Source organism: Prochlorococcus marinus CUG1416, from assembly GCF_017695965.1.
Classification (GTDB): domain Bacteria; phylum Cyanobacteriota; class Cyanobacteriia; order PCC-6307; family Cyanobiaceae; genus Prochlorococcus_A.
Window position 1 is genome coordinate 215588 of record NZ_JAAORM010000002.1, and the last position, 24313, is coordinate 239900.

At 31.3% G+C, this 24313-nt stretch carries 27 protein-coding genes; 13 read left to right on the forward strand and 14 right to left on the reverse strand.

The features are described from left to right. The first annotated feature begins 23 nt into the window (after positions 1–23). Together larC and HA146_RS02540 are read left to right on the forward strand one after the other, a co-directional pair. Positions 24–1250, forward strand: a complete 1227-nt coding sequence (gene larC, locus HA146_RS02535; RefSeq protein WP_209108003.1) for a nickel pincer cofactor biosynthesis protein LarC — start codon at positions 24–26, stop codon at positions 1248–1250. Then, on the forward strand, positions 1247–2203 hold the full coding sequence (locus tag HA146_RS02540) for a lysylphosphatidylglycerol synthase domain-containing protein (RefSeq protein ID WP_209108004.1): 957 nt from the start codon (positions 1247–1249) through the stop codon (positions 2201–2203). Before larC ends, HA146_RS02540 begins: the two co-directional genes overlap by 4 nt. Here HA146_RS02540 and HA146_RS02545 read toward each other — a convergent pair. Genes HA146_RS02545 through HA146_RS02560 form a run of 4 tightly spaced genes read right to left on the reverse strand, consistent with a single transcriptional unit; the run spans position 2200 to position 5679 of the window. Continuing rightward, positions 2200–3738 (reverse strand): ABC transporter permease, encoded by a 1539-nt coding sequence (locus HA146_RS02545; RefSeq protein ID WP_209108005.1) that lies wholly within the window; start codon positions 3736–3738, stop codon positions 2200–2202. The two genes, HA146_RS02540 and HA146_RS02545, sit on opposite strands and share 4 nt — an antisense overlap. 26 nt (positions 3739–3764) lie before the next feature. Continuing rightward, a complete protein-coding gene (locus tag HA146_RS02550; RefSeq protein WP_209108006.1) occupies positions 3765–4853 on the reverse strand; it encodes a CobW family GTP-binding protein in 1089 nt (362 codons plus the stop codon). 43 nt (positions 4854–4896) lie between these two features. Further along, positions 4897–5187: a 4a-hydroxytetrahydrobiopterin dehydratase gene (locus tag HA146_RS02555; protein WP_209108007.1), complete on the reverse strand. Its 291-nt coding sequence runs from the start codon at positions 5185–5187 to the stop codon at positions 4897–4899. A 6-nt stretch (positions 5188–5193) separates the two neighbouring features. Next, a complete protein-coding gene (locus HA146_RS02560) occupies positions 5194–5679 on the reverse strand; it encodes a secondary thiamine-phosphate synthase enzyme YjbQ (RefSeq protein ID WP_209108008.1) in 486 nt (161 codons plus the stop codon). 110 nt (positions 5680–5789) lie between these two features. On the opposite strand from HA146_RS02560, the gene HA146_RS02565 reads away from it, so the two are divergent. Both HA146_RS02565 and HA146_RS02570 read left to right on the forward strand, forming a co-directional pair. Beyond that, complete coding sequence (locus tag HA146_RS02565) at positions 5790–7295, forward strand: carboxypeptidase M32 (RefSeq protein ID WP_209108009.1); 1506 nt, start codon at positions 5790–5792, stop codon at positions 7293–7295. Between the two features lie 63 nt (positions 7296–7358). Beyond that, positions 7359–7946: an inorganic diphosphatase gene (locus HA146_RS02570; protein WP_209108010.1), complete on the forward strand. Its 588-nt coding sequence runs from the start codon at positions 7359–7361 to the stop codon at positions 7944–7946. Positions 7947–7952: 6 nt separating this feature from the next. On the opposite strand, the gene hemC is transcribed toward HA146_RS02570, so the two are convergent. Continuing rightward, entirely contained in the window at positions 7953–8903 is a 951-nt protein-coding gene (hemC, locus tag HA146_RS02575; RefSeq protein ID WP_209108011.1) for a hydroxymethylbilane synthase, read from the reverse strand. Positions 8904–8999: 96 nt separating this feature from the next. Continuing rightward, a complete protein-coding gene (gene rpoD, locus HA146_RS02580) occupies positions 9000–10184 on the reverse strand; it encodes an RNA polymerase sigma factor RpoD (protein ID WP_209108012.1) in 1185 nt (394 codons plus the stop codon). 325 nt (positions 10185–10509) lie between these two features. Here rpoD and priA point away from each other — a divergent pair, with 325 nt between their 5' ends. Beyond that, positions 10510–12786 (forward strand): replication restart helicase PriA, encoded by a 2277-nt coding sequence (gene priA / locus HA146_RS02585; RefSeq protein ID WP_209108013.1) that lies wholly within the window; start codon positions 10510–10512, stop codon positions 12784–12786. Here the strand turns inward: priA and HA146_RS02590 are convergent, their stop codons facing one another. The 3 genes from HA146_RS02590 to HA146_RS02600 all read right to left on the reverse strand — a co-directional run bounded on the left by HA146_RS02590 (position 12787) and on the right by HA146_RS02600 (position 15346). Further along, on the reverse strand, positions 12787–13896 hold the full coding sequence (locus HA146_RS02590) for a DUF3153 domain-containing protein (protein ID WP_209108014.1): 1110 nt from the start codon (positions 13894–13896) through the stop codon (positions 12787–12789). Positions 13897–13899: 3 nt separating this feature from the next. Continuing rightward, positions 13900–14751 carry an acetylglutamate kinase gene (gene argB / locus HA146_RS02595; RefSeq protein ID WP_209108015.1) on the reverse strand — a complete coding sequence of 284 codons (852 nt, stop codon included), beginning with the start codon at positions 14749–14751 and terminating at the stop codon, positions 13900–13902. A gap of 64 nt (positions 14752–14815) precedes the next feature. Beyond that, positions 14816–15346, reverse strand: coding sequence for a DUF2854 domain-containing protein (locus tag HA146_RS02600; RefSeq protein ID WP_209108016.1), 531 nt, complete (start codon positions 15344–15346; stop codon positions 14816–14818). Between the two features lie 42 nt (positions 15347–15388). On the opposite strand from HA146_RS02600, the gene HA146_RS02605 reads away from it, so the two are divergent. Further along, the gene (locus HA146_RS02605) at positions 15389–15571 is read left to right on the forward strand and encodes a hypothetical protein (RefSeq protein ID WP_025975743.1); all 183 of its coding nucleotides are present in this window, start codon (positions 15389–15391) and stop codon (positions 15569–15571) included. 1 nt (position 15572) lies between these two features. Here the strand turns inward: HA146_RS02605 and HA146_RS02610 are convergent, their stop codons facing one another. Next, positions 15573–15998: a single-stranded DNA-binding protein gene (locus tag HA146_RS02610; RefSeq protein ID WP_209108017.1), complete on the reverse strand. Its 426-nt coding sequence runs from the start codon at positions 15996–15998 to the stop codon at positions 15573–15575. A 28-nt stretch (positions 15999–16026) separates the two neighbouring features. On the opposite strand from HA146_RS02610, the gene HA146_RS02615 reads away from it, so the two are divergent. Both HA146_RS02615 and cutA read left to right on the forward strand, forming a co-directional pair. Continuing rightward, positions 16027–16824 carry a precorrin-6A/cobalt-precorrin-6A reductase gene (locus tag HA146_RS02615; protein WP_209108018.1) on the forward strand — a complete coding sequence of 266 codons (798 nt, stop codon included), beginning with the start codon at positions 16027–16029 and terminating at the stop codon, positions 16822–16824. A gap of 13 nt (positions 16825–16837) precedes the next feature. Continuing rightward, positions 16838–17143 carry a divalent-cation tolerance protein CutA gene (gene cutA, locus HA146_RS02620; RefSeq protein ID WP_209108019.1) on the forward strand — a complete coding sequence of 102 codons (306 nt, stop codon included), beginning with the start codon at positions 16838–16840 and terminating at the stop codon, positions 17141–17143. 6 nt (positions 17144–17149) lie between these two features. Here cutA and HA146_RS02625 read toward each other — a convergent pair whose 3' ends face one another. The 4 genes from HA146_RS02625 to HA146_RS02640 form a co-directional block, all read right to left on the reverse strand. After that, on the reverse strand, positions 17150–18154 hold the full coding sequence (locus tag HA146_RS02625) for an adenosine kinase (RefSeq protein ID WP_209108020.1): 1005 nt from the start codon (positions 18152–18154) through the stop codon (positions 17150–17152). A gap of 15 nt (positions 18155–18169) precedes the next feature. Continuing rightward, on the reverse strand, positions 18170–19480 hold the full coding sequence (locus tag HA146_RS02630) for an adenylosuccinate synthase (protein ID WP_209108021.1): 1311 nt from the start codon (positions 19478–19480) through the stop codon (positions 18170–18172). A gap of 81 nt (positions 19481–19561) precedes the next feature. Further along, entirely contained in the window at positions 19562–19999 is a 438-nt protein-coding gene (gene psb27, locus HA146_RS02635; RefSeq protein WP_209108022.1) for a photosystem II protein Psb27, read from the reverse strand. 25 nt (positions 20000–20024) lie between these two features. Then, positions 20025–21827 carry a proline--tRNA ligase gene (locus HA146_RS02640; RefSeq protein ID WP_209108023.1) on the reverse strand — a complete coding sequence of 601 codons (1803 nt, stop codon included), beginning with the start codon at positions 21825–21827 and terminating at the stop codon, positions 20025–20027. Between the two features lie 173 nt (positions 21828–22000). Between HA146_RS02640 and HA146_RS02645 the strand changes: the two genes are divergently transcribed. The 5 genes from HA146_RS02645 to lepB all read left to right on the forward strand — a co-directional run bounded on the left by HA146_RS02645 (position 22001) and on the right by lepB (position 24288). After that, positions 22001–22351, forward strand: a complete 351-nt coding sequence (locus tag HA146_RS02645; protein ID WP_209108024.1) for a resolvase — start codon at positions 22001–22003, stop codon at positions 22349–22351. A gap of 96 nt (positions 22352–22447) precedes the next feature. Further along, on the forward strand, positions 22448–22702 hold the full coding sequence (locus HA146_RS02650) for a hypothetical protein (protein ID WP_209108025.1): 255 nt from the start codon (positions 22448–22450) through the stop codon (positions 22700–22702). Then, the gene (locus HA146_RS02655; protein ID WP_209108026.1) at positions 22692–23246 is read left to right on the forward strand and encodes an inorganic diphosphatase; all 555 of its coding nucleotides are present in this window, start codon (positions 22692–22694) and stop codon (positions 23244–23246) included. The genes HA146_RS02650 and HA146_RS02655 overlap by 11 nt, the downstream gene beginning before the upstream one ends. Then, positions 23243–23599, forward strand: a complete 357-nt coding sequence (locus HA146_RS02660) for a Spx/MgsR family RNA polymerase-binding regulatory protein (RefSeq protein WP_209108027.1) — start codon at positions 23243–23245, stop codon at positions 23597–23599. Before HA146_RS02655 ends, HA146_RS02660 begins: the two co-directional genes overlap by 4 nt. Before the next feature lie 29 nt (positions 23600–23628). After that, complete coding sequence (lepB, locus tag HA146_RS02665) at positions 23629–24288, forward strand: signal peptidase I (RefSeq protein WP_209108028.1); 660 nt, start codon at positions 23629–23631, stop codon at positions 24286–24288. Positions 24289–24313: the final 25 nt, after the last annotated feature.

Genomic DNA, 24313 nt, shown 5'->3' on the forward strand with positions numbered 1-24313 from the left:
ACCAATCAAGAAATCTTTGATTTATGGAAGATCTTTTAATTGAATGTTCTCCAGGCATCTCTGGGGATATGTTGTTAGGAGCTTTTTATGATTTAGGTGTGCCTAAAACAGTCATTGAAAAGCCACTTATTGATCTTGGATTAAAGGATCTATATCATCTAGAGTTTAAAGAATCGAAAAGTTATTCAATCCGAGGGATCAAGGCAAAGGTTGAGAATATTGATTGTATTCCTATAAAAAGAACTTGGAGAAGTATTAGAGAACTTGTTTCAAATGGGCATTTAGAAGATAAATTAAAGCAAATAATTTATGAAGTGTTTGAATCTTTAGCATGTGCGGAAGGAAAAGTTCATGGCATCAAATCTGAGGATGTTCATTTTCATGAAATTGGAGCTATTGACTCATTAGTGGATATTATAGGAGTATGTGCTGCATTGAATTACTTAAATCCAAAGAAGGTTTATTGTAATGAACCAATGTTAGGTAAAGGTTTTGTTCAAACTGAACATGGAAAATTATCTGTACCTCCTCCTGCTGTAATAGAGCTAGTAAGACAAAAAAACATTAAGTTTTTATCAAGCTTTGATTCAATAGAGGGTGAACTATCTACACCAACTGGTATTGCTTTACTCACTAATTTAGTCGACTATCTGCAACCTCCTTCAAAATATTCTATTAACTCTTATGGGGTAGGCATTGGTGAACTAAAATTCCCATTCCCTAATTTGGTAAGAGTTTATAAAATTACTTCATTTGAGGATTCTTATATTAATGAAAAAATTAATCCAAAATGTGAAGAGATATCTGTTCAAGAGGCATGGATTGATGACCAAACACCTGAAGATATTTCTAATTTTGTAGAGAAACTGAGAATTGAAGGAGCTTACGACGTTTCTTATCAAGCTATTAATATGAAAAAAAATAGAATTGGATTTTCTATTCAGGCAATCTTGCCACTAGAGAAAAGAGAATTTTTTAGGCGATTATGGTTTAATTACTCCAATACTATTGGAGTCCGTGAAAGGACCCAATCAAGGTGGATATTACTTAGAAGGAGAGGAGAATGTTCAACGACTTTTGGAAATATAAAAGTTAAACAGACTTTGAAACCAGATGGATCAATAACTATGAAACCAGAAAATGACGAAGTTTTGAGATTAAAACTAGAGCATAAAATATCAACTGACGAAATAAGAAAAATAATAAAAGAGTCAAGTAAAAAATTTAAACCATTTGAAAACTGGAAATGAGATTTAATATAAGTTATAAACCATATTGGAAATTTATTAAAAAAATTAATTTTGGTGGGTTAAAGAGTATTTTCTTTATTTCAAGTTTGTTCTATTTTTGCATCTATTTCTTTAATAATATTGATCAAATTTCTTTTAATATTAATTTAGAAAAAAATGGAAGTAACTTATCTTTATCATTTTTATTTTGTGTTTTAAGTATTTACCTTAACGCTTATGCTTGGAAATATATAGTTAAATGGTTCGGGAAAGAATTTAAAAGTAATAATCTAGTTTCTTTTTATGTTTTAACCAATATTCTTAAATACGTTCCAGGAGGGATTTGGCATTTTGTTGAAAGATTTAATTTCATAAAAAAAATAAGTAATCCTCAGATTGCTTTGTATTCGACACTTATAGAACCTTACTTTATGTTGAGTGGAGCTTTCTTGTTGGCATCGCTGGGAGTACTTTCTTCACCAATATACTTTTTTTTAATTTTGCCTTTAGTATTTTTAAATAGGAAATTAATTTATATTGTATTAAAAAGATTAGAGTCTCTTAAGGGGAAGATGTTTGAGGTTTTGAGACTTACAAATTCAAAGGATCCATTTGAAAAGAGAATAAATATAATTTCTTTTTTCCCTGCCAGAGCGTTATTACTTGAAATTGGTTTTGTTTTATCTAAATTTATTGGGTTTTATATTTGCCTAAATACTTTTTATACAAATAATACTCTCAACATCATATTTTTATTAGTGATCTTTTCTTTGTCATGGTCTCTAGGTTTGGTAGTCCCAACAGCTCCAGGGGGAGTTGGCGTTTTTGAAGCCTGCCTCCTTTTTTTTGTTGGCAGAAATATTCCACAAAATATAATTCTTGTTAGCTTAATTTATTTTAGGGTTATATCTACCTCGGCAGATTTATTGTTAAGCTTACCTTTTTTAATTAGAAAACTGTTTAAAAGAATTTAGTTTTTTTTCTCTAAACTTGGTATCAATGTAATTGATGCAATAAGTCCTAAAGTTATGATAAGAATTGTTGGTAATATTGCCTCTACCATTCTTTCATCTCCAGCATATTGATATATTCTCACAGATAATGTATCGAAATCGAATGGTCTTAAAATAAACGTTATGGGTAATTCTTTTATCGTGTCTACAAAAACCAAAAGTGATCCTACAAATATTGGTCCTTGGAGTAGAGGTAGATGAATTCTTTTGATGATTCCCAGCCAATTCTCTCCTAGTCCAAGTGCCGCTTCATCAAGACTAGGAGAAATTCTCTCAAGGCTTGAATCAATAGAACCCTTAGAAATAGTCAGAAATCGGACAAGATAACCCCATATTAGTAAGCAAATAGCAATGAAATTGAATTTTGAAGAAGAAATGCTTATTAAAGATAAAGCTAATACCGTGCCAGGAATTGCGTAACCTATTCCCGCAAGGTTTGTTATTAGTCCTAGTAATAAACTTTTATTTGGACGTCTAGCTAAGGAAATTATTAAGGAGAATAGCATTGTTATGAATGCAGTAAAAAGCCCTAGACTAATAGTCCTTATTGATAGGGTCAGTAATTCTATAGATAACCCTTTTTGAATTTGATCGATATTTAGCAGAATCCAAAAACATGGGATTCCAAAAGAGAAAATTGGAGGAAATAAGGATAGGGTTATTGCCAAAAGAGCTCTAGTTTTTTTTAATTTCCATCCTTGAGAATCTTGTGATGCAGGATTCTCACTCCACCTCTTTGATTTTCTTCTCGAGAATTTTTCAAAAATAATTAAAGTGAAAATTATTAACAAGGCTACCAATGATAATCCAATAGCACTTTTTGGATTACCCTCAATTATCCAATTTTCGGCTATACCTGTAGAAATACTTGGAATATTTAATAATGCAAATGTACCTAACTCATTCATTACTTCCATGCACATTAAACTTATTCCTGTTATTAGTGCTGGTAACGCCATTGGTAAAGCGATTTTAAAGAAGCTCTTCCATGGTCCAACTCCTAATCCTCTACTAGCATTGATTTGATTAACTCCAAATTTATTAAAACTTTCGTTAGCAAGAATGAATACATATGGATAAGTAGAAATCGAAAGTATTAAAACCCCCCACCATAAACCAGTTACTTGATACCCAAAAATACTTCCTAAATCCTGCAAAACAGCGGTTATTAAATATGCTGGGGCAGCTAGTGGAACTAGCTGACAAATACGGAGAACTTTTCTGAACTTAAAATCACAATTTGAAAGTAACCATCCATTTAAGGTTCCTAAGCCTCCTCCAAATAAACTTGTCAGCGCTAAAATTTTTAAAGTGCCTAGTACTTCTTCTTCACCTGCAATACCTAATGAAAAATTTCCACTAATAACGTAATCAATTCCTTCTAGAAGAAAATTCGAAATTGGAATGATTACTAAGAGTGCAACAATAAACGAAGTGATATAAAGAAGTTTTAATTCGGTTACTGCTTTTTTTAATTCTTTAATAAGTATTTTCAAAAATTAATTAAATCCTACTTTGTACTCTAATCTGAATTAAATCTACATGATGAAAGTTGATTCTTAATAGTTTGATGATCTAACTTTTTCCCAATTAATACTATCTTGTTAGATTTTTCTTTTGTCCATTCTTCATCATCTAGAGAGAACCGTTTCCCAGACAGGTGAAAAATGTGTTTTCTTTCACTTTCCATAAACCATAATATCCCTTTTGCTCTAAATACATTTTGTGATATTTGATTATCTAAGAAATATTGAAACTTCCTTAAGGAAAATGGTTCAAATGTCTCATAAGAAACTGAGGTGAAACCCTCGATATTATTGATCAAATCGTGTGAATGAGAAGAGTGTTCGTGTGAATGAGAAGAGTGTTTGTGTGAATGAGAAGAGTGTTCGTGTGAATGAGAAGAGTGTTCGTGTGAATGAGAAGAGTGTTCGTGTGAATGAGAAGAGTGTTCGTGTGAATTGTCTTCTATATTTTTTTTATCATTCTCGAATTGATAAGTATCTGTTTCAAATAGACCTACGCTCATTATTGTTTGTAATCCAACTTCACTATTGGTTGATCTCAAGATCCTTGGTTCTTTTTTTATTTTATTTATAAAAAATTCTACTTTCTGTAATTGTTCTTCATTCACTAAATCACATTTATTAAGAAGGAGGATATCTCCGTATAAAATTTGAGAGTAGGCGACACTTGTATTATTAATTTCAAAATCAAAATTTTCTCCATCAATAACAGTGATTATTGAGTCTAATCTTACTTGTTCTCTAAGATCACCAGCCGCAAAAGTCATAGCTACTGGTAATGGATCTGCTAGCCCAGTTGTCTCAACAATTAAATAGTCTATTTTTTCAGATCTGTCTAAAACTTTGGATACTGTATTTAATAATTCGCCATTGATAGAGCAACATATACAGCCATTATTTAATTCGATCATATCTTCTGAGCCTTCTATTATTAGGTCATTATCTATTCCGATTTCTCCAAATTCATTAACTAGAACAGCTGTTTTAATACCAATTTGATTTTTTAAAATATGATTTAGAAGTGTTGTCTTGCCAGAACCTAAAAATCCACTAATAATCGTAACTGGTAATAATTTTTTAGACATTTTGACGAAATTCCTTCAAATGAATTTATTTAGATTTGTAATTTTATTGACCGAAAATTTTATTGATTTCTGAAGCTAGTGTTTGATCCAGATTTGTAATGCCTCCCAAATCATGTGTATTTAATCTAATTATTACTTTTGAATAAACATTTTCCCAGTTAGGATGATGGTTGTATTTCTCACAGATTAAAGCAATTTTAGTCATAAAAGAGAAGGCTTCAATAAAATTAGCGAAGTTAAATTCTCTTTGGATTTGTTCAGACTTAATTTCCCATCCAGGTATTTTGAAAACTAATTCCTTCAATTCACCATCTTGTAAAAGGTAAGGTTCCATAAATAACTAATCTGACTTTATTACATTATAAATATTTTGATTTTTCTCACCAATTATATGTACATTTATAATTCTTTCTTTTTGATCAAATCGATGTTCCCATAAATAAACTGCTTGCCATGTGCCAAGCATAATTTTGCCCTCTTGAAAACTCAAAGATAAACAAGTGTTAGATAAGGATGTTTTAATATGTGCTGGCATATCGTCAGCTCCTTCTTGATAATGTTTATAGTAAATCTCCTCTCTATTTTTTGATAAGGTTAGGTAGGAATCATATGGAACTATAGATTGCATATACTTTTTTAAGTCTCTTAGTACATTTGGATCTGCATTCTCATTAATAGTTAAGCTGCAACTGGTATGAAGTACAGTTAAATTGAAAATCCCAGAATTAAAATTATGTTTTTTGATAAATAAATTTAAATCATTTGTGATGTCAATAAAACCCTCTCCATGGGTTAAAATTTCTAATTTTGAAAATATTTGTTCCATATAACTCAAAACTCAATTAATTAATATTCTATTATGGATAAAGAATGTATGATTTTCTGCAGACATTAAAAAATTTTATCTTAAAATAAATCTAATTAAATTCTAAATTTTTGGCTGAAATTCAATGGAATAAGCTGGGGGCTTATCTTAAAGAAACTCAAATATTAGGTTCAATCCAAAATACACTTTATTGGGATCAGAATACTGGAATGCCAAAGAAAGGGGCTTCTTGGAGATCTGAACAACTTACCTACATTGCAAAAGTATTACATAAAAGAAATTCTTCTGAAGAATTTTTAAATTTAATACAATCTGCTAATAATGAATTATTAGATACGGAACAAAATTCTGATAATCAACTTTTGATTAAAGAGAAAGAAAGAAATATTAATCTTTTAATTAAGGAATTTAATAGAGAAAAAGATTTAGATCCTAAATTAGTTGAGTCTTTAGCAAAGGCAAAATCTAAAGGCTATGAAAGTTGGCAAGAAGCTAAAAAAAAATCAGATTTTAAAATTTTTCTTCCATTTTTTGAAGAGTTAGTCAAATTGCGTATTGAAGAGACAAAACAAATATCTGATCAATATTCACCATGGGAGACACTAGCCCAACCCTTTGAGCCTGAATTAACTTTGAAGTGGTTGAAAAAAATGTTCCAACCATTGAAAGAAACTATCCCAGATTTGATTAGAGGAATTAACCAGTCCAAAAAAAAACATTGGGATTTAAGTCCAGAATCTCAACAAAATTTGTGTTCTGAATTACTTGATGATTTTGGGAGAGATAAAGATCTCGTGATTATTAGTAAATCTCCCCATCCTTTTTCGATTACATTAGGGCCTGATGATTATAGGATGACGACAAGAATAGTTGAAGGTGAACCATTATCAAGTTTTTTGGCAACTGCGCATGAATGGGGTCATTCAATTTATGAGCAGGGTCTGCCATCTCAAAGTCATCAATGGTTTGCTTGGCCTTTAGGTCAAGCAACTTCTATGGGGATTCATGAAAGTCAATCTTTATTTTGGGAAAATAGAATAGTTAAATGCAAATCTTTTGCAAAAAGATTTTTTAAGAAATTTGTTTCAGCTGGATGTTCGCTAAATAATTACTTAGAACTCTGGAAATCTATTAATCATATGGAAGTAGGCTTAAATAGGGTTGAGGCAGATGAATTGACCTATGGTTTACACATTTTAATAAGAACCGAACTTGAAATAGATTTAATTGAAGGAGGTTTACCTGCTGAAGATATCCCAGCAGAATGGAATAAAAGATATGATGAACTCCTAGGGATAAAACCTTCTAATGATTCAGAAGGTTGTCTACAAGATGTTCATTGGAGTGAAGGCGCATTTGGATATTTCCCATCATATTTGTTAGGACATCTTATAAGTGCTCAAATATCTAGTCAAATGGAAAGAGACATTGGTTTGATTGATAATTTAATTGAAAATGGTGAATATCAAAAAATCATCTTATGGTTAAAAAATAATATACATAAATATGGCAGATCAGTTAATTCTATGGAGTTGGTAAGAACTGTAACTAATGAAGAACTATCCCCAAACTATTTTATTAATCATTTAAGGTCTAAAGTACGTAATTTCTGCTGAAACATTACTATTAAAGAATTTGGTTGAGTGTGAGGATGTAAGATAAATAAAAATAATTTCTTGATGGCAAATCTTAATCAATCCCCAAGTAGGGTTACACCAAATTTATTGCATATACTAAATGCTTTCACTGATAGCTCAAATTCAATAGTTAACACTATTGTTGAATTGAATTCTAATACGATAAATAAATATGAATTAATTACAGAAACGGGTCATCTTAAACTTGATAGGGTGGGTTATTCCTCACTTTCTTACCCCTTCGCTTACGGATGTATTCCGAGGACTTGGGATGAAGATGGAGATCCACTTGATATAGAAATTGTTGGAGTAACTGAGCCATTGATACCTGGATCAATAGTTGAGGCTAGGATTATTGGGGTGATGAAATTTGATGATGGTGGAGAGGTTGATGATAAGGTCATAGCAGTTCTTGCAGATGATAAAAGAATGGATCACATCTCAAGTTTTGAAGACCTTGGAGAGCATTGGCTAAAAGAAACAACGTATTATTGGGAACACTATAAAGATCTAAAAAAACCAGGAACATGCAATGTAAATGGTTTTTTTGGGATAGAAGAAGCTGTTAACGTGATTAAAGATTGTGAAAATAGATATAAAAAAGAAATTGATCCTAAATTAGTAAATTAACTAATTTTAGTTTTCTCTAAATTGTTCAAATATTTCGCTTAGTATTATGTCGGCACCTTGGAGCTTTAGTTTTTTAGCTAGTTCTTTGCCTACTTCTTCAGGATCATTAATATGGCCAATAAATTGATCTTTAATAAGCCTTTCTCCATCTAGAGAGGCAACCATACCAGTAAGGCAAAGTTGTTCATTTTGGATTTTACTATTCACACCTATAGGAACTTGGCATCCACCTTCAAGTTCTCTTAAAAAAGCCCTTTCTGCAAGACATCTTTGACTAGTTGGTTTATCTTCCAAAACATTTATAATTTCTAAAACCTTTTCATCATTAGATTTACATTCAATGCCGAGTGCTCCTTGACCAACAGCATGAAGCGAAATTTCTTTTGGAATAATCTGGTGAATTCTTGATTCAAATCCCAACCTCTTTAAACCAGCCGCAGCAAGAATTATGCAATCAAATTCTCCTGAATCCAACTTTTCTATTCTTGTAATAACATTCCCTCTGATATCTTTGAAAATAAGATGTGGATACTTATTTCTTAATTGTGCAAGCCTTCTAAGGGAGCTTGTGCCCACAATCGCACCTTCAGGTAAGGTTTCTAATTTATAACAATCATTTTTTTTGTTTACTACTAAAGCATCAGCAGGGTCCTCTCTTTTTGTTATACATCCTAATTGAAGTCCGCTAGGTAAATTGGTTGGTAAATCTTTTAGAGAATGTACTGCTATATCTGCATGACCTACGAGCATTTGTGCTTCAAGTTCTTTTGTAAATAAGCCTTTGTCCCCTATTTTTGCTAAGGCTACATCAAGAATTTTGTCACCTTGAGTTGCCATGGCTTCTATAGATACCTCTAAATTGGGAATATTTTTTTCTAGTTGATCTTTAACCCATAAAGTTTGAACCATGGCTAGTTTACTTCTTCTACTAGCTATTTTCAGTTTAAAATTAGTCATTAAATATTATTTTGAGTTTGGATTAAAATTAAGTCGAATTTATTTTAAGCTATTCCTTTGCAACTTTCCAAAGCTAAAAATTATATTTAACTTTTTTTATTTTATATATTCTTTTAAAACCCCATTTCTATTTGGATGCCTTAGCTTTCTGAGAGCTTTTGCTTCAATTTGTCTAATTCTTTCTCTTGTTACATCAAAAATCTGTCCAATTTCTTCAAGAGTTTTCATTCTTCCATCATCAATTCCATATCTCAACCTAAGAACATCTCTTTCCCTTGGACTTAGAGTTGCTAAGACTCCTTCTAAATCTTCTCTTAATAAAGTTTTAGAAACATCTTGCTCTGGATTTTCTATGTCAGCCTCTATAAAGTCTCCAAGTCTTGAGTCTTCTTCTTTACCTATTGGAGTTTCTAATGAAATAGGAAGCTGAGCACTTTTAGCTATAAATCTTAATTTCTCAATTGTCATTTCCATACTTTCAGCTATTTCTTCTTCACTCGGTTTCCTTCCGAATTCTTGGCTAAGAACTTTTGTAGTTTTTTTGATTCTTGATATCGTCTCGTATAAATGAACTGGCAATCTTATAGTTCTACTTTGGTCTGCGATTGCTCTAGTAATGGCTTGGCGAATCCACCAAGTAGCATAAGTTGAGAATTTGTAACCTTTTTCATGGTCAAATTTCTCAGCGGCCCTAATAAGACCCAAACTTCCTTCTTGTATTAAGTCTTGAAAAGACAAACCTCTATTCATATATTTTTTAGCAATGGAAACAACTAATCTTAAATTTGATTGAACCATTTTTTCTTTAGCTCTTCTTCCTAAAAGAAGTCTTCTTCTGAATTTTGGAAGAGGCATATCTATTAATTCGGCCCATTCTCTAACAGATGGGAAATGACCTTTCTCTGACTCATATTGAGTTGCTAGTTCTTCTAATTGAAGTAAATCAGCAATTTTTCTTGCAAGTTCAATCTCTTCATCTGGTCTTAAAAGTCTAATTCTTCCAATTTCTTGTAGGTAAACTCTTATTGAATCTTCAGTGTATATACCTTTTGGACCAAGTTTTATATTCCCAAGCCCTTTATCTTCTTCCTCAGAATCACTAAACTCATTATTATTATTTTCTATTTTGCTTTCGTTTAAATCAGAAGATGCCTTTAATTTTTGACTATTTTTATTTTTATCTTCTTCAACTAGTGTTTCTACATTAGTATTGATTGTTTTATTAATCTTTTTTTTAGCACTGGGCTTAGAATTCTTTGATTCTGCTGCGACTGGACACATGATTGACTCCTTTCTATGGTGAATTTAACTAGATAAAATTTTATTTAGGACTGATTTGTACATTTAGTAGTAAAAATTACCCTAATTTGTAAAAGAACTTTTCCCACCAAATCTGAATAAAAAAGTTTTTCTAAATTGTTGAAAAATTGAAATAGTGCTATAGATTACCTAAAGTAAATAGTCTTGGGATTTCTCAGACAGGCAGATCAGTTTTTGAATTTTCACTCAATGATCCAAGCTTCATGTCTCCCTTAAGAGCAGGATACTTACAATGTGCAAAAAACACTTTGTGGAATGTTCAACAATCCAATACTAAGAAAAAGTTTTGAAGCCGGCAAGTAATCAGTTATTAAATATCTCTTTTAAATTTGAGGTTTTGCTTGATATAGGTAGTAGCAGTGATGGCTTTTACTATTTAGATGGAAATAATCTTGGAGTAGAAGTTGGGGACATTGTAATTGTGAAACTTAGAGGGAGATTATTGAATGGGTTAGTGATCTCCAAAGAATACTTTCCCAAAATTAATAAAGATGAAGCAAATATTAATGGAAGAGGGAGTATAAAATATTTGTTTGTTGAAGGTATTTTGCAGAAAAAAATAATTGATGATTGTTGGAGAGAATGGATAGAGTCCCTAGCTTCTTTTTATATGGTAAGTAATTTAAAAATGTTTAAAACGGCATTCCCTCCCGGTTGGATTGGTAAATATAAGAAAATTTCTCAAGGTTTAAAAGATCAAATATGGATTGAAACTAAAAAAGAATTTGATATTAAGAAAAATGGATTAACCAAAAAAGAATTATTTTTAATGAATACTTTGCCCGAAAAAGGTAATTGGCAAAGTGAATTAATAAAGTCTGGTTTTAATTACACTCTGATTAACTCAATGGTTAATAAAAATTACCTTGTTAAATCTAAAAGAAAAAAAAATATAAATACTAAATTAAATTCCTTTTTGAATGATCATATTGCAACGAAAAAAACAAATCTTACAAATGAGCAAAAAATTGCATTTCAAGAATTTCAAACAATGAAACCAGGAGATGCGTTACTTCTTTGGGGTGAAACAGGTTCAGGTAAAACAGAAGTTTATATGAGAATTGCTGAAGATCAATTTATTAAGAAAAAAAGTTGTTTGATACTCGCCCCAGAAATTGGACTGATTCCTCAACTTATTGATAGGTTTAGTCGGAGATTTAATAATGTTGTTTACGAATATCATAGTAACTGTTCTTCCAGTCATAGAACTCTAGTTTGGAAGAAAATTATTAATGCTAATGAACCTCTAATAGTAATAGGAACAAGGTCCGCAGTTTTTCTTCCAATTAAAAATCTAGGTTTAATAATAATGGATGAAGAACATGATGTTTCATATAAACAAGATAGTCCTATGCCTTGTTATGACGCAAGAGAGATTGCTATAGACATAGTAAAAAGGAATTCTGCAAAATTAATTTTTGGGAGTGCAACCCCATCAATGCAGACTTGGAAAAAATGTTTTCTTGAAAAGAATTTTAAAATGGTAAGAATGATCCAAAGGATATCTAGTAATGAGATTCCTGAAATAAGAATTATTGATATGCGGGATGAGTTCAAGAAGGGAAATATGAAAATTTTTTCCAATGAACTACTACAATTGCTTCCTCAATTACGCTTAAAAAATGAGCAGGCAATAATTTTGATCCCTAGGAGAGGACATAGTGGGTTTTTGAGTTGTAGAAATTGCGGATATTTAATAAATTGCCCTAACTGTGACGTCCCTTTATCAGTGCATCTCGGTTCACAAGGAAAAAAATGGTTAAGCTGCCATTGGTGTGATCATAAATCGAGATTGATTAATCGTTGCCCAGATTGTCATTCAAATGCCTTTAAACCTTTTGGAATAGGGACACAAAGGGTAATAGAGTTTTTAAATGAAGAATTTCCTGATTTAAGAGTACTTCGCTTTGATCGAGATACAACCTCAGGAAAGGATGGTCATAGAGATATTCTTTCAAAGTTTTCAAAAGGTGATGCTGATATTCTTGTGGGGACTCAAATGTTGGCAAAAGGGATTGACATTCCCAATATTACTCTTTCAGTAGTTATTGCAGCAGATGGGTTGCTTCATCGCCCAGATATTTCGGCAGAAGAAAAATCATTACAGTTGTTTTTACAATTAGCTGGTAGGTCAGGCAGGGCTCAAAAAAAAGGAAAAGTAATTTTTCAAACATATAAACCTAACCATCCGGTAATTTCGTATCTTCAGAAAAGAGATTATGAAAGATTCTTAATTGAAAACTCGAGATTGAGAAAAGATGCTAATTTATTTCCATTTTGCAAGATTTGCCTTCTTAAATTATCAGGTGAAAATTATGAATTAACTGAATCAATTGCAATAAAATTAGCAAAATATCTACTTAATTTTTGTGAGAAAAAGAACTGGAAATTAATTGGCCCTGCTCCTAGTTTAATTACTAAAATCGGTAAAAAATTTAGATGGCAAATATTAATACATGGTCCTGAAGGTTCAAATATTCCTCTACCAGAAAGATCATTATTATGGAAACTTATTCCAAAAAATGTTTTTTTAACAATTGATGTTAATCCAGCAGAGTTGTAATTACTTTGATGGAAGTTGAGGTAAATCTGTACCTAATTTAAATCTATAGAATCTTAATAAATAAGCTAATATTATAATTAAAGAAATAGTTGATACCCCAATCCAAAGTTTGTTTAGGCTCCAGAAAGAAAATTCAAGACTATTTATCTGCCCTTGATTTAAATTCCAAATTATTAGATTTTTTGTGATTTCTAAATTGGAATTATTTATACCAGTAAGGGTGGCTTTATTAGGTTGAATAATTTTGAAAATGAGTTCTAAATTATCAACGCCTTGAATATAATTTAGATCTAAATCTACCCTGTAAAAGTATTTTTTAAAAAAAATGTAGTTTTTTTGAGTAGTATTGATTTCTATATTTGTTGATCCTCCAGCCAACTCTCCAGCGGTATTTTGGGTGATTTTAATGACTCGCTTTGCATCTTCTAGATTGAGATTTTTGTGTTTTAAAGAAAAGGTTGATTTGTCTTGTTCAATTTCTGCGTCAGGAAAAATATCTTTCATTTTCTCTTCGAATTTTAATTGCCAAGGAAATTTCTTTATGTATTTACTCTCTATTACTAAATTATTGGTTATTGAATCAAGTTCACTAAGATCAAGGGTTTCCTCAACTTTAACGCAGCCACTTAATAGTGGGATTAATAATAATAGTATTAAAAAAATTATCAGTGAAAAGCCTTTCTGAAATGGTTTTGTTTCACCAGTTGGAGTTTCAGTAATATTAATAAATTTCTTTTTCTCCAATACTTCTCTTTTTTTGTGGAGTGAGTTAAGAGATTTTTTATTTAGTGATGGGTCGCTTTCAAACTGTACGTTCCAATTTTCTGGCTTTTTAATTTCAGGAGAGTCTATAACTTCCATTAAATATTTTGCATTTTCTCTCGTCTTATTATCGTAAGATTTTAGAAGTTCTTTACAAAACCTTTTAGCCTCCTCCTTTTTATTGATACCACAAAGAGCAGTAATTAAGATTGTTCTTAAATTCACTCCCTCTTTACTTGACAAAGGAAATGATTCGACTAAAGGCAAAAGAAATTCAATACAATAATGATATTCACCCCTAGCTAAAGCAAGTTCTACTGTTTCTAAAACTTGCTCATAAGTTTTCATAGGTTAGGCGACTATCATTGTACCTATTCCGGAATTCGTAAAAATCTCAAGAAGTAATGAATGTTCTATTCTTCCGTCAATTATGTGAGCTGCCTTGACACCTTGTGCTAAAGCTCTTATACAGCATTCTGTCTTTGGAATCATACCTTCAGTCACAATTTTTTTATCAATAAAATCTCTCGCCTCTTTGAGATTAGTTTTTTCAACAAGACTATTTTTGTTATCATTTTCTTTTAAAATCCCTTGAGTATCAGTAAGAAGAATAAGTTTTTCTGCATTTATTGCAGCAGCAATTTCTCCAGCAACAAAATCTGCATTGATGTTATGGGAAATACCCTCCAAGGTTGATCCAATACTAGAAATAATTGGGATATATCCTTTAGAAATAAGAGGATCTAATATTTCAGGATTGATTTTTGTAACCTCTCCCACTAAACCATGGCTCCCATCTCCTAATTCTCTGGATTGAATTAAGTTGCCATCAAGACCTGATATTCCCACAGCTAAGGATCCAGTTTTATTAATGCCTTTTACAATTTGTTTATTAATTCTACCCATTAGAACCATCTCGACAATTTCCATTGTTTTTTGATCAGTAATTCTTAATCCATTTTTGAATTTAGGAGATATTTCTAATTTCTTTAACCAATTGTTAATCTCGGGTCCACCTCCATGAATTACTATCGGACACACACCAACTGTTGATAAAAGTGCTATGTCTCTAAAAAAAGCATTTTTTAAATTATCATTTTCCATAACAGAACCACCATACTTGATAACAATTTTTCTACCTGAGAAACTTTGTATATATGGTAGTGCTTCACTTAATATTGATACTCTTTGAGAATCATTCATTCTTAAAAAACATTAAAACTTTATTGAATTAAGAAATTAGGTTTTTACAAATATATCTCTATATTTAATAAAAGAGAATAAAATCAAATTCTTTTTTATTATCGTCGATAATAAATTCTGATTCAAGACCCTTTACGAAAAACCTGTTTAATCTTTCTTGTTTCTCAATCCATTTTTCTAGAGGAACAGCATTTAATTCAAAACGCATTCTGAGACCATTTTTATCTTCCTTTGTAATTTCTTCAATTTCTTTGAGTTGTGGAGGATTATCCTCGTTCCACAAATTTAAAGCTTCTAATGACGATTCAAGATGAGCTTTTATACCATACCTCCATCTTGTGACATCTTTAACTAGTGCCGTTAATTCTTTTGGTCTATTAAATCTATTTGTCTCGAAATTTGTCTTGTCAAACAATTCTGCCGGAGGTATTTCGGAAGTCTTTAAACCTAATCCAATTAGCAATATAGGTACTCCATAAAAAAAAGTAGGTACGCTTAAGTTTACTGAGTCTGTAAAATAAGCAGTCATTCCAACAAAAGCTAATATACCTCCAGTGGTTACGATTAAGTTTCCAGGTGATAAGTATTTCTTCATTTTGATCTAGTAGAATGAGTTTTAAATGGTCTAACAAGTATTATGCAAGATCCTAATACTGCAAATCAAGGAGATTTAATTTTTAAACTTGATCAAGAAAGAGCTTGGCTATTAGAAAATCTTGATAAGGGTAAATGGCCAGAAATTAGAAGCGAACTTGCCGCGCTTGAAAGAAAAATAAGCAAGTTAATTATAAGTGTTCAAGAAAATAATGTTGATATTTGATTTAAAAAGGTATTTCGTCAACTTCAGGTACTAAAGGTGAACTATCCCAATTGGAATTTTTGGTGTTTTCTTTTTTTTCAAATGACTCATTATTTTCTTTTTGATTAGACTTAATAACGTCAACTGGCGATATTTGATGAATCTTTGAAGCTGTTAGTTCTGGTTGCTTTTCTTTCGTTCCGTCTTTTCTAGTGACAGAATTCATCTTTAGACGTCCCTCAATAACAATATTTTGCCCCTCTTTTAGTTCATCTACCATTTCTTGGGCAATATTTCCCCATCCTATGATCTTGAGATCTCTGGTTGGATCTTCACTACGTAATCCTTTAAAATTAACAATCATTTCTGCAATTGGAGTTTGGTTTTCTTTGGTATACCTCATTTGGGGAGCGCTATTAATGACCGCCTGAATTAAACAATGATTCATTACTTACTATTTAATTAAAGACATACTGATGCAGAATCAAGGAAATTGCTATAAAAATGTTTGGATCCTATCAGGAACTTCTGATGGCCCTGTAATAGCTAATAGGCTTCTTGAACTTAATTATTCAGTCTTTGCAAGTGTTTTAACTTATAAAGCAGGGCAAGCTTATATTGAAAATCCAAAGTTACATATCATTACGGGTAAATTAAAAAATAAAGATCAAATAATTAATTTCATAAATAAAAATAAAATCACATGCGTTGTCGATGCTACTCATCCTTTTGCCCTAATAATTTCTAAAAATCTTAATAATGCATGTAAAGAGATTAATATGCCTCTCTTACTATTTGAGAGGAAATATCTAATAAATAACAATAAAAATATTTTTTATATTGATGGTTTAAAGGATATAAATAACGTTGATATAGAAAATAAGAATATTCTTCTGGCAATAGGATCAAGATTCCTTAATGATACAGCTAATTATTACATGAATTGTAAAGCAAATGTATTTACAAGGGTACTTCCAACTTATGAAAGTATTACTAAAGCTTTTGGATCATGTATTAAAAAATCAAACATAGCGATACTTGAACCGAGTAAAAATAATAAAAGTATTTTAGAAAAAAAACTTTGTGATTTTTGGGAGATAGATTATGTCCTATGCAGAGAATCTGGAAGTTATTCTCAGAAAAACTGGGAGAGTATAGTTTCTGGAAGTAAAATGAAGTTATTTTTGGTTAAAAGGCCGAAATTTAAAAATGATTATTCTTACTCTTTTGATCAATATCACAATTTGATAAATCACATAATTAAAAAATATTGATGTTTAATTCATTATGGAAGTATTAGTTATGATTACAACTGAATCAAGTAAAGCAAATGCTTTGCGAATGGCTAAATTACTAATACAAAATAAACTTGCAGCTTGTGTCTCGATAAAGCAAATTTTTTCAGTTTATGAGTGGGATGATGATATTGAAGAAACTAAAGAGTTTGAAATCACAATAAAAAGTAAACTAGAATTTAAAGATTATTTAATTGAATTCTTAAATAAAAATTCCACATATGATACCCCTCAAATTATTTACAAAAAATACGATTCTGAGATGAAATATTATGATTGGTTGAATAAGACTATTTGATTAAATTTATTTTATTAACTCTTTAAGATCAATATCTGATCTAGATCCTAATTGCGTAATTATTTGTCCCGCACAAATTGAAGCTATCTTTCCACATTTTTTGAGGGAACAATTGTTTATTAATCCATGTATAAATCCTCCCGCATAGATATCTCCCGCTCCTGTAGTATCAATAATCTTGCTTTTCGTTATTGACTCAATTATTTCAACATTATTTTTGTTAACTATTAGAGAACCATTGCTTCCAAGAGTTACTATGACTAATTCACATAAGGAAGATAGGCCTTCTTGGCAGCTTGCTAATTTATCATTTTTAAATAGACTTAACACCTCGGATTCATTACAAAAAACAATATCTACATATTCATCAATTAATTCCAAGAAACTCTCACGATGTCTATCTACACAAAATGAATCAGACAATGAAAGGATTATTTTTGTATTAGATTGTTTTGCAATTTGGGCGGCTTTAATAAAAGCTTTTTTAGCTAATTCGCTGTCCCATAAATACCCTTCTAAATATAAGTATTTACTTTCCTTAATTACAGTAAAGTCAATGTCTTCTGGTTCAAACTCTATAGATGCTCCTAGGTAAGTGCACATAGTTCTTTGTGCATCAGGTGTAATCAAAATAATTGAATGAGCTGTTGAAGCACCTTCAATAGTTGGTGGAGTATTAAATATAGTTTTACTTTTTTTTATATCAGAAGAAAAGAAATTTCCAAATTGATCATTTTTCACCCTTCCTATAAATTGAACATTATTACCTAATTCTGCTAAGCATACAACAGTATTTGCTGATGACCCACCTGATATTTGTTTGATTACTTTGCAATTCCTTAACAATTTCTGAGATTCATCAGAATTAATGAGATTCATCGATCCTTTCTCTAGATTATTTATCTTAAGAAACTCATCTTCAATATTGACAATAATATCTACTATTGCGTTGCCCAGACCAATGAGATCAAATATTTTATTTTGATCAAAATGTCTAAAGGATTCCTTCATTGATTTCTATGAAAATTACCTTAAAAGTGCTCTTTTAGGTCCATGAATTGGGTCTTCAATTACTATGGTTTGATCTCTATTCGCTCCCAATGAGACAATAGCAATTGGAACCTCCATTAATTCAGCTAAAAATCTGAGATAGTTCATGGCATTTTGAGGGAGATCAGATAGCTTTCTGCAGTTTGCAGTTGAACATTGCCAACCTTTTAATTTCTTGAAGATTGGCTTGCATTTTTTTAAATCATCTGAATTTGTAGGAAAGTAGTCTATTTCCTCTCCATCCAGATCATATGCAATGCAAACTTGAATCTCATCTAATTCATCTAATACATCTAGTTTTGTAACTGCTAAACAATCAAGGCCATTTACAGATACAGCATATTTACCAATAACTCCATCAAACCATCCACATCTCCTCCTCCTCCCAGTAGTGGTTCCAAATTCACTGCCTCTATCACAGAGTTGATCATTAATACTCCCCTGTAATTCCGTTGGGAATGGACCCTCACCTACTCTTGTGGTGTATGCTTTTGCGACTCCTATAACTCTATCAATTAACGTGGGGCCAACTCCAGCTCCAATGCATGCCCCACCTGATATAGGGTTTGATGATGTGACAAAAGGATACGTCCCATGATCTAAGTCAAGCAGAGTACCTTGAGCACCTTCAAACAGAATATTCTTCTTGTTTTTTGAGGCTGCATGGATAGTTCTAGTACAGTCAACCACATGCTTTGATAATCTTTCTCCATAGTCAAGATATTCTTCAACAATGTCTTCTACTTTGAGTGGTTCAATACCATAGATTTTCTCTAATAGACCATTTTTTTCTCTTAATGGAATTTCGATTACATCCCTTAACCTTTCCTTGTTAAGTAAATCTCTTACTCTGATCCCATTCCTTTGAGACTTATCCGCATAAGTTGGACCAATCCCCCGACCTGTTGTTCCAATCTTATTTGAACCTCTATCAGCTTCCATAACTTCATCTAATATTCGGTGGTATGGCATTGTTACATGTGATGTTGATGAAATTTTTAATCCTGATATATCAATTCCATTATCAATTAACATATCAATTTCTTTTAGCAAGATTTTTGGATCTACAACTGTTCCTGACCCTATTAAACAAGTGGTATTTTTATAAAGTATCCCCGAAGGAATTAAATGTAATTTTAGGACTTTATCCTCTACAACTATAGTATGTCCTGCATTTACTCCACCTTGATAGCGTACGACTACATCGGCCGAGCGACTTAGTAAATCGGTTATCTTACCTTTTCCTTCGTCACCCCATTGGGCTCCGATTACAACAACATTGGCCAATTTTAGAAGATCATTATTTTTGTGCGAATATTTAATATATTCAAAAATCTTGGTTTACTTTTAAAAAGTAAATGAATTGTATCAACTTTCTCTGAGAGCCATTTTTTCAGCAAGAGAAAATTCTTTGGTTAAACGCTCTTTAAGTTTATCCGGTAAAGGTCTACTTGCAAAGTTTTTGTAATGGCCTGCCATAGCATTTAATGCTGTTTGCATAGTGGTAAATGACTGAGTTTTATTAACCATCCCTCTATTTCTATATCTAGAAATATAGTCAGTTATAAGGTTAAGAGCTTCACTTCTTACTTCATCTTTATTTGGAGAATCTTTTGGAGTATCAACAGCTGTTTGTAATGTTTTAACAACTGAAATTGTATCTTTTGTGTAGTCACCTGTCATTGAGGTTTTTGCAGCTATAGAAGGGGAATTAAATAATGTAAAAACAACAATCAAGGAAAGTGAAAAAGATATAGCTTTGGTAAGATTTTTAAAAAATAATTCCGATGTCCATCTCAATAACATAAGTCAGCTCCAAAATAATTTAGCCTTAAGAATTTTTATTGTACATTATTTCTGATTCGGAAATAAATGTTTCCAATAATTTATCCACACTAATTTTAAATTTAGTATTATTTGTTCTGCATATAAGTTCTACTTCGTTGTTAATAGAATCTCTACCAATAATTATCTGAAAAGGAATACCAATTAATTCTGCATCTTTAAATTTCACACCTGCTCTATCGTCCCTATCATCAAGAAGGACGTCAATTTTATTATTTGTGAAATTGTTATATATTTGCTCAGTAAGGTTTCTCTGAAATGTTTCTTTTAGGTTAGTTGGAATAATAATAACTTCGAAAGGAGAAATCTGGATTGGCCAACAAATTCCCTTTTGATCATGATTCTGTTCTATTGCAGCTTGGGCTATTCTTGTTACTCCAATTCCATAACAACCCATCCATAAATTTTTTAACTGACCATCCTTATCAGAAAACTTAGCATTTAATTTCTCGCTGTATTTTTGCCCTAGTTGGAAAATATGTCCAATCTCTATACCTTTTTTTTCTTGAAGTACTTCATTATCATCAATTTTTATTTTATCTCCTTTCTTAGCATTTCTAATATCCTCAATTAGATAATCTTTTGAAGCAAAAGAAAATTCCTGAAAAACTTTGTGAAAATTAACTTTATTCCCACCACTTATAAACTTTGAGAGTCTACTTGCGGAATGATCAATTATTTTAGTCCAAGTTTTATTCCAATTAGAACTCGCTTTAATAGTTTCATTATCTAAGTCTGGCCCAATAAAACCTAAAGGAAAATTAACTAGGTTTTTTTCAATAATGTTTCTGTCTTCAATTTTCTGAAGATTAAGAAGGTTGGAACTATGAAGTTTATTTATTAAGTTAAAAAGCTTTACTTCATTAATATGTTGATCCCCTCTTATACATGCAAGAACTGGAACCTCTGATTTACCTTCGAACTTTGCAAGGAATACTACGACTTTAATAATCTGACTAGGGTCTAAATTATTATTTTTACAAACTTCGAGGATTGTTTTTTGTTGAGGTGTTTCTATCCACCCTGAAATATCATCTCCTAATGGAATAGGTTGAGAGGGTATAGAAATAGCTTTTTCAATATTCGCAGCATAAGAACCGCTCTGAGTAAACAAGATGGAATCTTCCCCGGAATCTGCAGTGACCATATATTCTTTGGAGGAGGCACCGCCAATAGCTCCACTATCTGCTTCAACCCCTACTGTTTGGAGTCCACAAGATTTAAAAATATTTTCATAAGCATTGCCCACCTTTTCATAAAATGAAGCTAAATCTTTTCCTGAAGAATGGAAAGAATAACCATCTTTCATTATAAATTCTCTACTTCTCATTAATCCAAACCTTGGCCTTATTTCATCTCTGAATTTTGTCTGAATTTGGTAAAAACATTGAGGTAATTGCTTATAGGAGTTAATGGTCTCTGATGCAATACTAGTGATCACTTCTTCGTGGGTTGGAGCTAAACCAAATTCTTTACCTTGTCTATCTTTTAGATTAAACATTATTCCTTCCCCTGCAGTGTATCCTTCCCACCTTTCACTCTTTTTCCATAAATCTGCCGGATGAAGTTGGGGTAAGAGTAATTTAGTGCAACCAATACAATTAAGTTCTTTTTCTATTATTGCGGATATTTTTTCAATAACTCTAAGCATTATTGGCATGTATGCATAAATACCACTGTTAACTCTACGAATGTAACCAGCTTTTAAAAGTAATTGATGTGAAATAATCTCAGCTTCAGAAGGTGTGTCACGAAGTGTCCCCAGAGGAAATGAGGTGGTCACGCGCATACAAAAAATCCTTAATAATAATTAATTTTATCAATTAAGTTGAAAAAAAAATTTAAAGTGTCTTGAGTCCCTCAACGCAGCTAGTCTAGAAATATTCTTTCTGCTAGCTTCTTCAGTAATGAAGTTTAAACTTTTAACAAAGTTCATTATTCCTAAAACATTTTCTTAAAGTTATGGAAAATATAGATTCCAATATCTCTAGCGAAGAGGAATTAGTAGGTATTGATGAAGTTCAAAAATTCCTAAATAGATCAAGAGCTTCTGTTTATAGGTATACAAATACTGATTTAAGAAATCTAAACCCTAGCTTTAATCCAAGAAAATTAAATCCCGAATTTAGAACTGATCAAAAGGAACCTTTAAAATTTCATCCTAATGAAGTAGCAAGATTTGCAAAAGATATCTTAAGAATTAAAGAAGTTACTGTGGAGGTATTTAATACACCTTCCTCAGCGGCTCAAAACATACTGGGACAAATATTAGACGAATTAAAATCTATTAGGTCGTTACTTAATAAAGAATAATTAAAAAGTTACTAAAGAATATTTTGATTTATTGACATTTAGAATGTAGGATAATGATGTTCAATTATCTCCTTAACCTTTACCAATTAAGAGTTCTTGAGTTATACGAAATCAAAGCACTTTAGAAAAAGTCAATTAAGCGAAGAATCTTCACTTATTTCTGCTAAAAGTGATTTTGAAAGAGATGATGATGACCCCTTAAGTATAAGGAGTTTATCAATAACATCTTTAGGTATTATTTTTGCCTTTTTGACATTTTTATTACCTTCAATCAGCGTTTTAATTGGAAGACCTTTATCTCAAGGAAAAGAGGTAATTTTTAATCACGATTTTAAAAAAGATGGATCTTAGTTCGATACCTCCATCTCCAATGAAGGGAATAGTAAATATAGTTGTTGAAATACCTGCAGGCAGCAGGAATAAATATGAATATTGTTCTGAAGCCGGAATAATGGCATTAGATAGAGTTTTACATTCTTCAGTTAGGTATCCTTTTGATTATGGTTTTATCCCAAATACACTCGCTGATGATGGAGCCCCTCTTGATGCCATGGTGATAATGGATGAGCCTACTTTTGCTGGTTGTCTAATAAAAGCTAGACCTATTGGTGTTTTGGACATGCATGATTGTGGTGCATATGACGGAAAACTTTTATGTGTGCCGATGGCTAATCCTAGACAGGCCAACATAGTAAGTATTAAGCAAATTGCTCCGAATCAGCTTGAGGATGTTGCTGAATTTTTTAGAACAAGTAAAGGATTGGATGGAAGAACAGTTCAAATTGATGGCTGGAGGGATTTTGATGTTGTTGAAAATTTATTGAAAAATTGTACACCCCTAAAAAAGAAAAACTTTAAAGTGCTTAAGAAATCAACTTTTAATAAAGTCAATTGAAAAAAATAAATTTTTATAGTTATTTAAAATGCTCTACTTGCCGAAAAGCGGCAAAGTGGCTTGATAAGCAAGATTTCGAATACCAATTAATTGATATTGTAAAAGAACCTCCATTATTCAAGTATCTCAATATAGCTTTAGAGCAATACTCTTCTGATAAAAAAAGGGTTTTTAATATTAGAGGCAAAGCCTTTAAATCAATTAATCTTGATATTTACTCTTTATCTAGGGAAGAAATTATTCAACTTCTTTTAAGTGATGGCAAATTAATTAAAAGACCATTTTTGGTTTACGAAGAAAAAAAAGTAATATTAGGATTTAATGAAATTGAATATGCCAAACAATTTATGTAAGGTTAAAAAATTAAGCCTTTAATAACTTTATGACTGCTTTTGGTAAAAGTTTTTTAAAAGAATGGGGTCTACTAATTCTGTTAACTTTTTTTGTTTCTTCTTGTAGATCATATTTAGCAGAACCTCGTTATATTCCATCCGGTTCTATGCTCCCAGAATTACAAATAAACGATAGGTTAATTATTGAAAAATTCTCTTTGAGGAACTCTTTACCAAAAAGAGGAGATATTATTGTTTTTAAATCTCCCTACTCATTTGATGAAAAACTGATTTCATCGAGATCTCATCCCTTACCAAAAAAAAGATATTGTTTTTTTATGAGTTTCCCTCCAATGTCTTTTATTCCTGGTTTGAGGGATCAAGCTTGCGATGCTTATATTAAGAGAGTAGTCGCACTCCCTGGAGAAATTGTGAGTGTAAATAAGAAAGGTGAAGTGATAATAAATAATAAATTAATTCCTGAACCTTATGTCTCTTATAAGTGCTCATTATCCTTTTTATATAAATGTGGTGAATTTGAGAATATAAAAGTTCCCAAAGATCATTTTTTAGTTTTAGGAGATAATAGGTCAAATAGCTGGGATGGAAGATATTGGCCTGGAAGTAAATTTCTTCACAAAAAGGAGATTATTGGGAGAGCTTATTTAAGATTTTGGCCTCTTAGTCAAGCTGGCTTTTTCAATAAATAAAGCCTTTTCTTGATTCTGACTTTAT

Excerpts from the sequence above, each read along its gene's own strand:
- larC (WP_209108003.1), top strand. The coding sequence starts at position 24 with ATGGAAGATCTTTTAATTGAATGTTCTCCAGGCATCTCTGGGGATATG.
- HA146_RS02540 (WP_209108004.1), top strand. The coding sequence starts at position 1,247 with ATGAGATTTAATATAAGTTATAAACCATATTGGAAATTTATTAAAAAA.
- HA146_RS02550 (WP_209108006.1), bottom strand. The coding sequence starts at position 4,853 with ATGTCTAAAAAATTATTACCAGTTACGATTATTAGTGGATTTTTAGGT.
- HA146_RS02555 (WP_209108007.1), bottom strand. The coding sequence starts at position 5,187 with ATGGAACCTTACCTTTTACAAGATGGTGAATTGAAGGAATTAGTTTTC.
- HA146_RS02560 (WP_209108008.1), bottom strand. The coding sequence starts at position 5,679 with ATGGAACAAATATTTTCAAAATTAGAAATTTTAACCCATGGAGAGGGT.
- HA146_RS02570 (WP_209108010.1), top strand. The coding sequence starts at position 7,359 with ATGGCAAATCTTAATCAATCCCCAAGTAGGGTTACACCAAATTTATTG.
- hemC (WP_209108011.1), bottom strand. The coding sequence starts at position 8,903 with ATGACTAATTTTAAACTGAAAATAGCTAGTAGAAGAAGTAAACTAGCC.
- rpoD (WP_209108012.1), bottom strand. The coding sequence starts at position 10,184 with ATGTGTCCAGTCGCAGCAGAATCAAAGAATTCTAAGCCCAGTGCTAAA.
- HA146_RS02590 (WP_209108014.1), bottom strand. The coding sequence starts at position 13,896 with ATGAAAACTTATGAGCAAGTTTTAGAAACAGTAGAACTTGCTTTAGCT.
- argB (WP_209108015.1), bottom strand. The coding sequence starts at position 14,751 with ATGAATGATTCTCAAAGAGTATCAATATTAAGTGAAGCACTACCATAT.
- HA146_RS02600 (WP_209108016.1), bottom strand. The coding sequence starts at position 15,346 with ATGAAGAAATACTTATCACCTGGAAACTTAATCGTAACCACTGGAGGT.
- HA146_RS02605 (WP_025975743.1), top strand. The coding sequence starts at position 15,389 with ATGCAAGATCCTAATACTGCAAATCAAGGAGATTTAATTTTTAAACTT.
- HA146_RS02610 (WP_209108017.1), bottom strand. The coding sequence starts at position 15,998 with ATGAATCATTGTTTAATTCAGGCGGTCATTAATAGCGCTCCCCAAATG.
- HA146_RS02615 (WP_209108018.1), top strand. The coding sequence starts at position 16,027 with ATGCAGAATCAAGGAAATTGCTATAAAAATGTTTGGATCCTATCAGGA.
- cutA (WP_209108019.1), top strand. The coding sequence starts at position 16,838 with ATGGAAGTATTAGTTATGATTACAACTGAATCAAGTAAAGCAAATGCT.
- HA146_RS02625 (WP_209108020.1), bottom strand. The coding sequence starts at position 18,154 with ATGAAGGAATCCTTTAGACATTTTGATCAAAATAAAATATTTGATCTC.
- psb27 (WP_209108022.1), bottom strand. The coding sequence starts at position 19,999 with ATGTTATTGAGATGGACATCGGAATTATTTTTTAAAAATCTTACCAAA.
- HA146_RS02640 (WP_209108023.1), bottom strand. The coding sequence starts at position 21,827 with ATGCGCGTGACCACCTCATTTCCTCTGGGGACACTTCGTGACACACCT.
- HA146_RS02645 (WP_209108024.1), top strand. The coding sequence starts at position 22,001 with ATGGAAAATATAGATTCCAATATCTCTAGCGAAGAGGAATTAGTAGGT.
- HA146_RS02655 (WP_209108026.1), top strand. The coding sequence starts at position 22,692 with ATGGATCTTAGTTCGATACCTCCATCTCCAATGAAGGGAATAGTAAAT.
- lepB (WP_209108028.1), top strand. The coding sequence starts at position 23,629 with ATGACTGCTTTTGGTAAAAGTTTTTTAAAAGAATGGGGTCTACTAATT.